Source organism: Streptomyces flavofungini (assembly GCF_030388665.1).
GTDB lineage: Bacteria > Actinomycetota > Actinomycetes > Streptomycetales > Streptomycetaceae > Streptomyces > Streptomyces flavofungini_A.
The window spans coordinates 5,356,302-5,369,984 of sequence record NZ_CP128846.1; the positions used below are offsets into that span (position 1 = coordinate 5,356,302).

At 72.0% G+C, this 13,683-nt stretch carries 11 protein-coding genes; 6 read left to right on the forward strand and 5 right to left on the reverse strand.

The window, feature by feature from the left end:
• Window positions 1-5: 5 nt before the first annotated feature.
• Window positions 6-1,232, reverse strand: a complete 1,227-nt coding sequence (locus QUY26_RS22720; RefSeq protein WP_289955931.1) for an MFS transporter — start codon at window positions 1,230-1,232, stop codon at window positions 6-8.
• Window positions 1,233-1,522: 290 nt separating this feature from the next.
• Window positions 1,523-3,043, reverse strand: coding sequence for a CehA/McbA family metallohydrolase (locus QUY26_RS22725; protein WP_289949567.1), 1,521 nt, complete (start codon window positions 3,041-3,043; stop codon window positions 1,523-1,525).
• Window positions 3,044-3,292: 249 nt separating this feature from the next.
• Here QUY26_RS22725 and QUY26_RS22730 point away from each other — a divergent pair, with 249 nt between their 5' ends.
• Both QUY26_RS22730 and QUY26_RS22735 read left to right on the forward strand, forming a co-directional pair.
• The gene (locus QUY26_RS22730) at window positions 3,293-5,896 is read left to right on the forward strand and encodes a bifunctional FO biosynthesis protein CofGH (protein WP_289949569.1); all 2,604 of its coding nucleotides are present in this window, start codon (window positions 3,293-3,295) and stop codon (window positions 5,894-5,896) included.
• A 743-nt stretch (window positions 5,897-6,639) separates the two neighbouring features.
• Window positions 6,640-7,170, forward strand: coding sequence for a VOC family protein (locus tag QUY26_RS22735; protein WP_289949572.1), 531 nt, complete (start codon window positions 6,640-6,642; stop codon window positions 7,168-7,170).
• A 562-nt stretch (window positions 7,171-7,732) separates the two neighbouring features.
• On the opposite strand, the gene QUY26_RS22745 is transcribed toward QUY26_RS22735, so the two are convergent.
• The gene (locus QUY26_RS22745) at window positions 7,733-8,917 is read right to left on the reverse strand and encodes a serine hydrolase domain-containing protein (RefSeq protein ID WP_289949576.1); all 1,185 of its coding nucleotides are present in this window, start codon (window positions 8,915-8,917) and stop codon (window positions 7,733-7,735) included.
• 379 nt (window positions 8,918-9,296) lie between these two features.
• Here QUY26_RS22745 and QUY26_RS22750 point away from each other — a divergent pair, with 379 nt between their 5' ends.
• Complete coding sequence (locus QUY26_RS22750) at window positions 9,297-10,307, forward strand: quinone oxidoreductase family protein (protein WP_289949578.1); 1,011 nt, start codon at window positions 9,297-9,299, stop codon at window positions 10,305-10,307.
• 37 nt (window positions 10,308-10,344) lie between these two features.
• On the opposite strand, the gene QUY26_RS22755 is transcribed toward QUY26_RS22750, so the two are convergent.
• Window positions 10,345-11,109: a polysaccharide deacetylase family protein gene (locus QUY26_RS22755; RefSeq protein ID WP_289949579.1), complete on the reverse strand. Its 765-nt coding sequence runs from the start codon at window positions 11,107-11,109 to the stop codon at window positions 10,345-10,347.
• Between the two features lie 233 nt (window positions 11,110-11,342).
• On the opposite strand from QUY26_RS22755, the gene QUY26_RS22760 reads away from it, so the two are divergent.
• A complete protein-coding gene (locus QUY26_RS22760; RefSeq protein WP_289949580.1) occupies window positions 11,343-11,831 on the forward strand; it encodes a GNAT family N-acetyltransferase in 489 nt (162 codons plus the stop codon).
• A gap of 12 nt (window positions 11,832-11,843) precedes the next feature.
• Here QUY26_RS22760 and QUY26_RS22765 read toward each other — a convergent pair whose 3' ends face one another.
• A complete protein-coding gene (locus QUY26_RS22765; protein ID WP_289949582.1) occupies window positions 11,844-12,140 on the reverse strand; it encodes a hypothetical protein in 297 nt (98 codons plus the stop codon).
• A 360-nt stretch (window positions 12,141-12,500) separates the two neighbouring features.
• Here QUY26_RS22765 and QUY26_RS22770 point away from each other — a divergent pair, with 360 nt between their 5' ends.
• Both QUY26_RS22770 and QUY26_RS22775 read left to right on the forward strand, forming a co-directional pair.
• Complete coding sequence (locus QUY26_RS22770) at window positions 12,501-13,064, forward strand: TetR/AcrR family transcriptional regulator (protein ID WP_289955933.1); 564 nt, start codon at window positions 12,501-12,503, stop codon at window positions 13,062-13,064.
• Window positions 13,061-13,468: a DUF6069 family protein gene (locus QUY26_RS22775; RefSeq protein WP_289949585.1), complete on the forward strand. Its 408-nt coding sequence runs from the start codon at window positions 13,061-13,063 to the stop codon at window positions 13,466-13,468. Before QUY26_RS22770 ends, QUY26_RS22775 begins: the two co-directional genes overlap by 4 nt.
• Window positions 13,469-13,683 lie beyond the last annotated feature (215 nt).

The window sequence follows — 13,683 nt, forward strand, 5'->3', positions numbered from 1 at the left end:
CCGGGCTAGTCAGGTGCGGTGTGGTCGTGTCGGCAGGGTCCACAGGGGTGACTGCCGCCGCGGCGCCCACTCGTCGCCAGGGGCAGGGTCAGGGCCAGGGCCGTCACCACGTACGGCGCCGCGAAGAGCGCGAACGTCGTGCCGTGGGTGGTCCGGGAGGCCAGGAGGCCGTACGCCGCGTACACCGCCACCGTCGTGAGGTCGGTCGCCGCGCCCGCCAGGGACGTCACCGTCGCCCGGCTCGGGCCCCTGACGCCTGCCTGGAGGCGGGCGTCGGCCAGGACCGTGGTGAGCTGGAAGGCGCAGAAGGCCAGGGCGATGAGGGTGATGGCCGCCGGGAGGCGGAGTCCGTGCGGCGGGAGCGCCGTGCCCGCCGCGAGGGCCAGACCCGCCCCCGCCAGGAGCCCCGCGAGGCCCGCCGTGCCCACGCCCCGCACCGCCCCCGCGAGGAGGCTGCCCGCCGTCGCCCCCACCCAGATCAGGAGCAGCCACCACGGCACCTCCGCGTCCCCCGCCCCCGCCTCCCGCACGAGCAGCGGCGTGTACTCGTCCAGCGCGCCCCACACCGCCGTCACCGCCGGTACGAGCAGCAGGGCCGCGCGCACCGCCCGGTCGCCCCTGGCCTCGGCGACGCCCGCCCGCAGGGCACCCCACCAGCCCTCCCCGCCGGGCTCGTCCGCGTCGCTGTCGGCCTGCGATCCGCCCCGATGCTCCGGCAGCCCCCGGGCCGCCCCCGCCGTCAGCACGCACGCCGCCACGCTCGCCGTGCCCACCAGGCCGTACCCGCCCGTCGCGAGGGCCGGGCCCGCCAGGGCCGTCGCCGTCATCACGCCCAGGAGGGACGCGGTCCGCGCGCGGCCCATGACCCGGGCGTAGTCGTTCGCCGCGCCCAGGCGGGCCAACTCCTCGTACACGAGGGCCTCCAGCGCGCCGGAGCCGCACGCCCCCTTCGCGCCCCAGAGCACGAAGCCGAGCGCGAACGTCCCGTACGAGGGGACGAGGACCCACAGGGCGAAGCCCGTGGCGGTCAGGAGCGGGCCGGTCCACAGGAGCAGGCGGCGCGAGACCGCGTCGGCGAGGGCGCCGGAGGGGACTTCCAGCAGGATGCCGGTCAGGGACCAGAGGACGAAGAGGGACGAGATCTGCGTGGTGGAGAGGTCCGTGTCGCTGAAGAGCAGCGCGTACACGGGGTAGAGCAGGACGCAGTCGTCCAGGAAGGAGTAGCCGTACAGCGTGGCCGCGAGTCGGCGGCGGGCCGCAAGGCGGGCGCGGGCCGCCGGGCGGCCGCGTGAGGTGACGCCCGTGGATCAATGTCGTCGGCTCATGCCTCGATGGTAGGCACACACCCCACACCGAGGGAACCCGATCCGGCGGCGCCGGTCCCGGCCGGGCGGGGCGTGGCCGTGCGAAGGCCTTCACCGGGCAGGCAGGGCCCCGGCCGCGCGAAAGCCGTCACCGGCGCACGCGGGGGCGACCCCGGCCGCGGCTCGGAACACCGCGCCCCCAGCCACCCCCGCGACGATCAACGCCCCAGGAAGATCGGGTTCGTGAGCGCCTTCATCGGTCCGGGAAGCGGCGGCGTCACCGGCGCCGCGCGCACCTCGGCGCGGACGTACGCCGCGTACGAAGCCGTCGTCCGCCACTCCGCGGACCCCGCCCCCGACTCGGGAATCACCGGGCTGGTGAACAGCACGCCCTGGTCCGTGATGAACCGGACGGTGCAGCCGGGCACGCCCTTCACATCGAGGCGTACCGTCACCGGGTCGTCGGAGTCGACCCGCAGCCGCTCGCCGATGCCCGCGTGCCGCCCCTTGCCGCCGGAGGCGCCGAAGGTCAGCTCGATGGCCTTGGACTCCGTGAGGTAGGAGCGGCCCGCGCGGATGCCGTCCTGGATGGCCTCGCGGGTCAGGTCCTCGGCGAGGACGACGGTCTGGGGGCGGCCGACGGGGTCGGGGTCGCGGTGGGCGTCGCTGTTGCCCATGGCCGGGGTCCAGCGGCGGTTGCCGCGGGCGGAGGCGACGAGCGCGTTGTCCCACTCGGAGATCGCCACCTCGTCCTCGGGCGAGAACGCCCCGTTCCACACCTCCACCGCGTCGGCCTCGCCGAAGCCGAACTTCCAGTTGCAGCCGACGCAGGTGGCGTGCGGGTGCGCGGGCACGACGAGGCCGCCGGAGCGGCGGATCTGGCGGGCGTAGTGGCCGAAGCGGTTGTCGCGGGCGCGATAGCGCCAGTCGACGAACGTGCCGGGGTCGGTGCCGAGGGCGAGGACGTGGCCGTTGCGGGTGGTGATCTCCTCGCCGAGCAGGACGAGCAGGTCGTCGCCCGCGACCTCGGACCAGTGGGCGTGCGCGGACTGGGTGTTGTGTTCGGAGGAGTTGATGAAGTCGAGCCCGGCGGCACGGGCGAGGGCGCCGATCTCGGCGGGGGTGCGGCGGCCGTCGGAGTACCAGGTGTGGAGGTGGCAGTCGCCCCGGTACCAGGCGCGGCCGCGCCCCTTGGCGCGCTCCGGCGGGTACTTCGGCTTCGGCGTGGTCCCCGGCGCGCCGTAGGTGAGGGTGATGGTCACCTCGTACGGCAGTCCTTCCGGCGCCACGGTGTAGGGCCCGAGCGCGATGTTCCACGTCCCGGCCCGCACGGGCCCCGGGATGTAGCCGGGCGTCGCGTCGTCCGCGCGGATGAAGAACTCCGTCCGGGCGCCGCCCGACCAGCCACGGAACCCCTTGCCGCCGAGCGCCGTGCCGCGCTCGTCGAAGATGCCGATGTCGAGGGCGTTGCCGACGGTGCCGGGCGGCACCGCCACCTTCTCGTAGGTGTACGAGACGTGGATCTGCTGGACCCCCCGCGGGATCTCGACCGGCAGATACACGAAGTCGGGCGACCCCGTGGGCAGGGTGCCCTTGACCGTCTTCGTCTCTTTCCCGGTGCGCCGCTCCTCGGCGGCGCCGGCGCTGCTCGCGAAGCTCACGCTGCCCAACGTAAGGGCGGTGGCCGCCCCCGTCACGAGCAGCGCGCGTCTGTTCAGGTGGCTTTCGTCCTCACACATGCTGCGGCTCCCCAGAGGTCGTGGGCGAAGGTGCCCGACGGTGACAGCGTGACGGCTGTGCTCGCTGCAACCTTCGTATTGAGCCGTGAACTCCCCTGTAAGGGAAGGGAATCGGCAGGTTTCCGGGCGGACACGCGCGGGGCGCGCCCCGGAGCTCCCTCAGGGCACCGCGGCCGGAAACCGTAGGGGCCGTGCCCCGGGGCGCAAGTGCCTGTAGGTGTCATGTGTCCTCGCTCGTATGCTCGGGGGATGACCAACAGCGCACAGCCCGCCGAGGCCGGACGTCCCACCGCCAACGCCATGCGCCGCGCCCTGAAACGGGCCAGGGACGGCGTCGCGCTGGATGTCGCGGAGGCGGCGGTGCTGCTGCGGGCGCGCGGCGCGGACCTGGAGGATCTGGCCGCGTCGGCGGGGCGGGTGCGGGACGCGGGGCTCGCGGCGGAGGGGCGCGCGGGCGTCATCACGTACTCGAAGAGCGTGTTCATCCCGCTGACGCGGCTGTGCCGGGACAAGTGCCACTACTGCACGTTCGTGACCGTCCCCGGCAAGCTGCGCCGGGACGGGCACGGGATGTTCATGTCGCCCGACGAGGTCCTCGACATCGCGCGCCGCGGAGCCGAGCTGGGCTGCAAGGAAGCCCTCATCACGCTCGGCGACAAGCCGGAGGACCGGTGGCCCGAGGCCCGGGAGTGGCTGGAGGCGGCGGGGTACGACGACACGATCGCGTACGTGCGGGCCATCTCCATCCGGATCCTGGAGGAGACCGGGCTGCTCCCGCACCTCAACCCCGGCGTCTTGAGCTGGACCGACTTCCAGCGGCTCAAGCCCGTCGCGCCCAGCATGGGGATGATGCTGGAGACGACGGCGGAGCGGCTGTGGAGCGAGCCGGGCGGGCCGCACCACGGCTCCCCGGACAAGGAACCCGCAGTGCGCCTGCGGGTTCTTGAGGACGCCGGGCGGTCGTCCGTGCCGTTCACCAGCGGGCTGCTCATCGGCATCGGGGAGACGTACGAGGAGCGGGCCGAGTCGCTGTTCGCGCTGCGCCGCGTGGCCCGGTCCTACCACGGCGTGCAGGAGCTGATCATCCAGAACTTCCGCGCCAAGCCGGACACGGCGATGCGCGGGATGCCGGACGCCGAGATGGACGAGCTGGTGGCCACGGTCGCCGTGGCCCGGCACATCATGGGCCCCGCCGGGTGCATCCAGGCTCCGCCGAACCTCGTCGACGGGGAGTACGGGCGCCTCATCCGCGCCGGGATCGACGACTGGGGCGGGGTCTCCCCGATCACCATCGACCACGTCAACCCCGAGAAGCCGTGGCCGCGGATCGAGGAGCTGGCCGCGCGGTCCGAGGCGGAGGGCTTCCGGCTCGCGGAACGCCTGTGCGTGTACCCGGAGTTCGTGCGGCGCGGCGAGCCGTGGCTCGACCCGCGCCTCCTGCCGCACGTGCGCGCCCTCGCCGACCCAAAGACGGGCCTCGCCGACCCCGACGCCCCCGTGCGCGGCCTGCCCTGGCAGGAGCCCGACGAGGGGTACGTGGCCACGAAGTCATCGGGCCGCACCGACCTGCACCGCACCATCGACACCACGGGCCGCACCGCCGACCGGCGCGACGACTTCGACGAGGTGTACGGCGACTGGGAGGCCCTGCGCGAGCAGGCCGCGCCCGGCATGGCGCCCTCCCGCATCGACGGCGACGTCCGCGCCGCCCTCGCCACGGCCGCCGACGACCCGACGAAGCTCACCGACGACGAGGCCCTCGCCCTGCTGCACGCCGACGGGCCCGCCCTCGACGCCCTGTGCTCCGTCGCCGACGACGTCCGCAAGTCCGTGGTCGGCGACGACGTCACGTACATCGTCACCCGCAACATCAACTTCACCAACGTCTGCTACACGGGCTGCCGCTTCTGCGCCTTCGCCCAGCGGCGCACCGACGCCGACGCCTACACCCTCTCCCTGTCCCAGGTCGCCGACCGCGCCGCGCAGGCCTGGGACGTCGGCGCGGTCGAGGTGTGCATGCAGGGCGGCATCCACCCGGACCTGCCGGGCACGGCCTACTTCGACATCGCGCGGGCCGTGAAGGAGCGCGTGCCCGGCATGCACGTGCACGCCTTCTCCCCGATGGAGGTCGTCAACGGCGCCACCCGCACCGGCCTTTCGATACGTGAGTGGCTCACCCGCGCCAAGGAGTCCGGCCTCGACTCCATCCCCGGCACGGCCGCCGAGATCCTCGACGACGAGGTCCGCTGGATCCTCACCAAGGGCAAGCTGCCCGCCGCGACCTGGATCGAGGTCGTGAAGACCGCCCACGAGCTGGGCCTGCGCTCCTCCTCCACGATGATGTACGGCCACGTCGACCAGCCCCGCCACTGGCTCGGCCACTTCCGTACGCTCGCCGCCCTCCAGCAGGAGACCGGCGGCTTCACGGAGTTCGTGACGCTCCCCTTCATCCACACCAACGCGCCCGTCTACCTCGCGGGCATCGCCCGCCCCGGCCCCACCACCCGCGACAACCGCGCCGTGACGGCCATGGCCCGCCTCCTGCTCCACCCGCACATCCCCAACATCCAGACCAGCTGGGTGAAGCTCGGGGCGGAGGGGGCCGCCGAGATGCTGCGCTCCGGGGCGAACGACCTCGGGGGCACGCTGATGGAGGAGACCATCTCCCGGATGGCGGGCTCCAGTTACGGCTCCTACCGGTCGGTGGCCGACCTCGTCGCCATCGCGGAGGCGGCGGGGCGGCCTTCGCGGCCTCGGACGACGTTGTACGGAGAGGTGCCCGAGGAGCGGGTGCGGGCTGCCGCGGCGTCGGACGGGCAGCTGCCGGAGCTGTTGCCGGTGCTGGACGCGTAGGTCCGGCGGGGGCGCCCCAGCCTCACCCCGAATGCCCGGGTGGGTGGGACAGCCCCCGCCGATTCGGGGTCCGGGGCGGAGCCCCGGTTTCGGGAAGCCCCGATGCTCGTCAGTAGGAGTTCTGAGGGTGGTGCCTGGTCAGAGCGCGCGAAGCCCTCCCCGTGCGGCTCTCGGGTAGCGCACGGGGAGGGCACGGGGAGGGCCGGTGCCGGTCACTGCTGAACGTGTTCGGAGCTGTCCAAGGCACGAAGCTGAGCCAGCCGCTGCTGGTACAGGGGCCCGGCCACGTGCGCGGCTCGCGCCTCGCTCGGGTCTGACCGCCCGGCAGGAGGCCGATCGCAGGCCTTCCGGCGGAATGACGCCTCACATTAATTAACGTTCAACCATTTTCGGCCGCCACCCGCACAGCGAGCCGGCGGCGGCCGCGCTTGAGGCCGAGCCGCGTGGTCGGCGCAGGACAGGGCCGCATCACCCCCGACCGGAGCCCTCGCGCGCCGGGCCCCCGACCGCGCCACATGGGAGATCCACCCCGGCACCACCGCACCCCCGGAGCGCCGCCCTGACCGGCACTGACACTGCCCCCCTGGCCCGGGGCGGTCACCAGGAGGTCGACGCGCCGGCGTGCGAACAATGACTCATTTTGATTTAACATTAAACCGATGTAGGGGCACGCTGATTGGAGCAGCGGAGACCGCCCCGGTCTCCGGTTCAACACCCCAGCCGATCAACGGAGATGACCCCACATGAGCCAGACCCTGCCGCTCCGCCTGCACCACCACGCATGGATCACCGACGACCAGGAGGCCAACCGGCACTTCTACGAGGACATCATCGGCCTGCCCCTGGTGGCCACCTGGACCGAACGCGAGGTGCTCTCCGGGGCCGAACGCGCCTACAGCCACGCCCTCTACGGCATGGCCGACGGCAGCGCGCTCGCCTTCTTCCAGTTCGCCGACCCCAAGGACCAGGAGGAGTTCAAGACGGACCTCAACTTCACCCCCCTGCGCCACATCGCCTTCAAGGTCGAGGCGGAGACCCAGGAAGCCATACTCAAGCGCGTCGACTCGGCCGGCTACGCCGATTCGAACGCCCACGTACTCGACCACGGCTTCTGTGTCTCGCTGTACGTCACGGACCCCAACGGGCTCATCCTGGAATTCGCTGTCGACCACCCCGAGGTGGAGAAGATCGACGCCGAACGACGCGCCACAGCGCACACCGACCTCGCCCGCTGGCTCGCCGGTGACCACACCAGCAACAACCACTGGCGCTGATCCCCGCCGCCGGACAGCCTCGCCCCGCAGCCGCCACGCAAACGGCGCCGACCCGCTGCTCCACGGCTCCGAACAATCGAGGGCCCGCCGTGGTCCTCGCGCCGGAGCTTCGCGTACTCCTCGATCGCCCAGCTCCCCGCAGGCGCGTCGCGCCGGTGAGAGGCAACTCTCACAGGGGGCGCTGCGCAGGAAGCCGAAGTAACGAGGAGATACAGCCAATAACGAGGAGATGCAGCCAATATGGCCGAGAATCATGATCGGAGAGCCGCCCCTCGGATCTGTCTTCAAATGTCGCACCCACATCAGGAGCGAGGCGAGGGTGACGGCTGCCTGGTAGGACTCGGCGGCCTTGTCGTAGCGGGTTGCGATGCCGCGCCACTGCCTGAGGCGGTCGAAGCACCGTTCCACGACGAACGAGACCACGACCACCAGGGGCAACGCCCTCCTGACCCGCAGCGCGGAGGCCGAGACCTGCGCCGACCCGAGCAGCGTCACGACCCTGCTCGGCGAGTCGTCCGGCGCCGGCGGCACACGGCGCCACCAGCGCCCCCGCGGCACGGCCTCAACGGCACAGAGCGGTGTCGACGACCTTCTCCACGCGCTTCATCTCCGCCTCGCTCCTCGGCATCATCGTCACCGCGACGTTGGCGGCGCGGCCGTCCTTGGTGACGCCGCCCCGGGTCTCGTAGCCGTCGATGTCGCCGCCGTGGCCCCAGGAGACGCCGCCGCAGGACAGCGGCCTGCTGACGAGTCCCAGGCCGTAGCCGACGCCGGGGCCCAGCCGTTCGGCGGGGATCGTGGTGCGCATCTGGTCGAGCTGGGCCTTCGGCAGGAGGCGGCCGGAGAGCAGGGCGCCGAAGAACCGGTTGAGGTCGGCGTTGGTGGAGATCATCTGCCCCGCCGCCCAGCCCCACGAGGGGTCCATCGTGGTGAAGTCGCGCGGCGGCCCGCCCTGCGGGTCGGCGACGTAACCCTTGGGGTGCCGTTCCCGGATGGTCTGGTCACCGACGGCGGGGAAGTAGGTGTGGCGCAGCCCGACGCGCTGGACGACGCGCTTGTCGATCTCCTCGGCCAGGGGGCGCCCGGTCACCTTCTGGATGATGAGCCCGGCCAGGACGTAGTTGGTGTTGTTGTACTCCCACTTCTTGCCGGGGGCGGAGCGGGCCTTGTGCTCCAGGGCGATGTCGACGAGCTCGCGGGGTTCGAAGTACCGGTGCTGGATGGCCGGGAAGTCGAGGTAGTCGGTGTAGTTGGGCAGTCCGCTGGTGTGCTGGAGCAGGTGGCGGACGGTGATGCGGCGGCCGTCTATGCCGTCGCCGCGGACGAGGCCGGGCAGATAGGTGTCGACGGAGGCGTCGAGGCGGATCTTCTTCTCGGCGACCAGTTGGAGCACGACCACCGCGGTGAAGGTCTTGGTGTTGCTGCCGATGCGCACCTGCCCGTCCTTGGGCACCTTCGCGCCGGTGGCCAGGTCGCCGACGCCCGCGGTGTAGCCGCGGACGTGTCCGTCCCGGTCCTTCACGCTCGCGAGGGCACCGGGCGGGCCGCCGTCGCGCACCAGCGAGTTGAGCCCCTTCTGCACGGAGTCGGGCCGAGCGGCCTTGCCGGATGACGCCGACGACCCCGATGAGGCCGATGCCGCGGACGCCGCCGATGACCCCGATGAGGCCGACGCCGCGGCCGCCGCCGACGGAGCCAGGGCGCCGAGAGACATCACCCCGGCGGCCACGGTGGCTGCGGCCGTCACGCCCCGGCGGCGGCCGCCCCCCTGCCGGCCGGAGGAGCGAAAGTTCTGTCCTGCCTGTTCACGCACGAGTCTGTCCCCTGAGAAATCGTTTGAGAGCCATCGGCAATGTCGGCGGTGAGCGCCGACCCCAAGGATTTCCGGAACTGACCGTTCAGAGGATCCGGCTACCTGCCCGACCCGCTCTGGGGGTATCCCCAGGGACCAGGGTCCTGTTCCTGGGTCCTGGGTCCTGGGTCCTGGGCCCTGGGGCCCAGCTGTATCGCCTCGGGTGCGAAGCAGGCGTCTCAGCTCTCGGCGGGGGCGGCGGGCTGGTCTGCTTGCCGGGAATCGGATCGCCATCAACGGGGTTGGTGGCGGATGAGCCGTTAATGGGAGGGTCATGCGAGCGATTCAGGTGTACGAAGTGGGCGGTCCCGAGGTGCTGCAGGAGGCCGAGGTGGAACAGCCGCGGCCGGGTCCGGGCGAGGCGGTCGTGGAAGTCGCCGCATCCGGGGTCAACTTCCTCGACGTCTACCACCGCGAGGGCCGTTACAGCCTCCCGCTGCCCTTCACCCCGGGCACTGAGGGCGCCGGCACGGTCGTCGAAGTCGGACCCGGCGTCGTCGGCGTCGCAGTCGGGGACCGGGTCGGTTGGGTGGAGATTCCCGGCACGTATGCCGAGCGGGCCGTCGTGGACTCCTCCCGGCTGGTGCCGCTGCCCGACGACATCGGCTTCGAGACAGCCGCCGCCGTGCTCCTCCAAGGCATGACCGCGCACTATCTCGTCAAGGACGCCTACCCGGTTCAGGGGGGCGACACGGTGCTCGTGCATGCGGCTGCTGGTGGCATGGGGCTGCTTTTGACCCAGCTCATCACCCATCTCGGCGGCAGGGTGATCGGTACGACGTCGACCACGGCGAAGGCCGATCTCGCGAAGCGTGCCGGGGCCGCTGAGGTGATCCTTTCCTCCGCGGTCGACGATCTCGCAGCCGAGGTGAGGCGGCTCAACGGCGGTCAGGGACTGCCGGTTGTCTTCGACGGCGTCGGCGCGCACACCTTCGACGCGAGCCTCGCCAGCCTGCGGACCCGCGGCCATCTCGTGCTCTTCGGCGCGGCAAGTGGTGCCGTGCCGCCGTTCGATCCGATTCGGCTCGCCCACGGCGGTTCGCTGACCCTGATCCGGCCCAGCCTCGGGGACTTCATCGCCGATCGGTCCGAACTGCTCCGACGGGCCGCCGATGTGTTCGAGTGGGTGCGCTCCGAGGCGCTCGAGGTCACCGTAACGGGCCGCTACGCATTGTCCGAGGCCTCCCGGGCCCACAGCGACCTGGAGGCTCGGCGTACCACCGGCAAGCTGCTCCTAGTACCCGATGCGGCCGCTGTTGGACGCCGAGAGGAGACGCGGAGCTGATCTCGGGCGACCGTCCACAACCTCCCGGGACAGACACCTAGCGCACCGGGAACCCGAACGAGTACCCCTGCTGCTTCAGCCAGGGCAGCAGTCGCCGCAGCGCTTCGACGGTCTGGGCGCGGTCACCGCCCGCGTCGTGGAAGAGGATCGTCGGGCCGTTGGCCACCTCCCTCTGGACCGTGGAGACGATGGCGTTCGTACCGGGGAGTTCGAAGTCCTTGCTGTCCACGTTCCAGCCGAGCGGGCGCATGCCGCGGGAGGCGGCGAGCTTGCGGCTGTCGGGGGTGAAGGCGCCGCCGGGGGCCCGGTAGTACATCGGCCGGACGCCCCCGGACGCCTTGGTGATCATGCGCTCGGCGTCGAGGATCTGCTTCGAGCGGTAGGCGGCGGACTCCTTGTCCATGGCGGTGTTGTGCGACACCGAGTGGTCGCACAGCCGGTGCCCGGCGGCGACGACCTTCTGCACGAGGTCGGGGTGGGCCTGCGCCTGCGTGCCCACCATGCAGAACGTGGCCTTCACCTTGTACTGCCGCAGCAGGTCCAGCATCTGCGGAGTCCACTTGGGGTCGGGGCCGTCGTCGATGGTGATGTTCACGCCGCGCTTCCCCGCCTCGGAGGCGTGCACGATGGTGTCCTTGACCGGCTTCACGGCACTGCTCGGCGTACTCGGCTTCGGCGTCGGCTCGTCCGAGGCACCGGCCTGCGCGGTCCACACGGAGGCCCCGGTGGCGAGCATCATCACCCCGAGCGCCGCCCCGGCGATCTTGCCGTACCAACCCCGCCCGCCGCTGTGCCGTGCCATGTCCGCCCCTTCGCGAAGTCCCTCGGTGCCCCCGACCACCTGGCAGGATGAGGCACACGGGCCCGGGGATCCGTCTGTTACGGATCACGGACAATTCCGGGGAAGTACGCGGACATCGGCGCGCGAACGGCGGCCGGAACCGTGCGGGTTGGCTCGATCGGCCTCCTGCTCGCCGCGACGCCCCTCGCGAAATCGAGGAGCCGGACAAGGCCGGAGTGCGCGAGACTGCCCCGATGACCACAGACTTCCGTGTGCGCCGGGCCGACGCCGCCGACGCCTCCGTCCTGGCCCGGCTGCGCTGGGAATTCAAGCAGGAGGACAGCGAGGGCGGTGCGGACAGCGAGGGCGGCCCCGCCGATCCGGCCCGGTCCATGGAGCACGCCGAGCAGTGGATCCACGAACGGCTTGCCGGTGGGCGGTGGCTGGCCTGGGTCGCGGAGAGCGGAGGGGAGGTCTGCGGGCATGTCTTCCTCCACCTGATCGAGAGGGTGCCCGAGCCCTACGAGGACAACGTCCCCACCGGCTACGTGACGAACTTCTACGTCGCCCCTGCCCAGCGCGACCGCGGGTTCGGCACCGCCCTGCTCGAAGCCCTGCGGGCGTACGCCCGGCACCACGGCATGGACAGCCTCATCGTCTGGCCGTCCGAGCGCAGTGTGCCGCTCTACCGGCGAGCCGGGTTCCAGCCGTCGGCCGAACTGCTTGAGAACACGATGGCCTGAGCCGACGGCCGGTCACTGCACCGGTTCGGTGCGGGGGTGCTCCGGCGCCCTCGGGCAGACGTAGAGCTGCTGCTCGTAGCCGCTGCCGACCTGGACCCGGGTGGGCTCCCGGGGGCGAAGTGACCGACGCCGCTCCCGCAGCTCTTTGTTCGACTCCATGGTGCTCGGGTACTCGACGACCTGCTCCGGGGCGAGCAGGCACGGATCGGGCAGGTAGCCGTCGAACTGCACCACAGCCGGATCCGGGGGCGTGGCGAGCACGTCCGTGACCGTGGCCGCCGACCGCCAGAACAGCGCGGTCCTGGGCATGATCGGGTGGTCGAAGGGACGCCCAGGGCCTGCAGCAGGTCCGCCCCCTCCGGTGCGCGCAGGTCATACCCGAGCCGGAACCGAGCTCCTGGGGCGAACCGGCACTCCCGGCCAACCCCACCGCCGTCACGGGTGCGAACGGGCCTTCCGGGGAGGGGAGGAGCGGCCGGGGTGGTGCAGGGACTGCCGCCCGGGTCGAGCGGCGGCCTAGGCGCAGCGCGGGCGCGACGGAAATGAACGGAGTGAGTCCTCACTCATTGACGGAGTGAGTACTCACTCCGTACGCTCGGAGTCATGACAGCACCCAAGAAGAACCAGACGAGCCAGGAGAGCCGGACCGCCCGCCGCCGCGCCCCCGCCATGTCGCCGGAGCGCCGCCGCGAAATGATCATCCAGACCGCGATCCCGCTGATCGCCGAGTACGGGGCCGCCGTGACGACCGCGAAGATCGCCCGCGCGGCGGGCATCGGGGAGGGCACGATCTTCCGGGTCTTCGCCGACAAGGACGAACTGCTCCAGGCGTGCGTGGCCGAGGCGCTCTCTCCGGAGCACGCGGTCCGCGAGCTCGACGCGATCGACGCGTCCCAGCCGCTGCCCGACCGGCTCGCGGAGGCGGCCGAGGCGCTGCAGGCGCACATGTCCAGGATGGGCGCGATCCTCGGCTCGCTGGGGCACGGCGGCGGCAAGCACCCCGGCGCGGTGCGCGGTGCGGGCCGCGAGGAGTCGACGGCGCGCATCCGCGCGGCCCTCGCGGATCTGCTGGAGCCCGACAAGGCCGCGCTGCGCCGCCCGCCGGAGCAGATCGCGGCGCTCTTCTTCGGGCTGCTCTTCACCCAGCCGCGCACGGAGGACGAGCCCGACCTGACCCCGCGGGAACTGGTGGACGTCTTTCTGCACGGGGCGCTCTCGGCGCGTACCAAGTGAGCACGCGCAGGCGGCGCCTGGGGGCGGCGGCCTCGGCCGTCCTGGCCCCCGTCCTGGTGTGGCTGGTAGCGGACCCACTGCTGGGCCACCGGCTTCGGATCGCCGACGGCGGGGAGACGCTGGACATCGGCGCCGTGCCCGTGGCGACCGTCGCGCTGCTGGCGTCGCTCTCCGGCTGGGGGCTCCTCGCGGCCCTGGAGCGGTTCGGGGTGCGGCGCGCCCGCACTCTCTGGACGGGGGTGGCATACGCCGCACTGGCCCTGTCCTTCCTGCCGCTCACCGGCGACGGCATGGACGGCGGCACCCGCGCGACCCTCGCCCTGATGCACCTGGCCGTGGCGGCGGTACTGATCCCGGGCCTTCGCGGCAGGCCCTCCGGCCCGGGAGCGCCGGGCCCGGCGTGACGGACCCTCACGAGGGTGTACGATCAATGCGTAACTTCGGTGCGGCGCACGGAAGTCACGCGTCTGTGGTCCAAGGAAAGACGCCCATCATCCGATGGGAAATGTAGGTGCAAGGCCTGCCGGGCGCTCCAGCGGAACGAAGGCCCTCTCGCCAGTGGCGAGAGGGCCTTCGTCGTACCCATGGGACATGACCGGCCCCGTGCCCCCGCCCATGG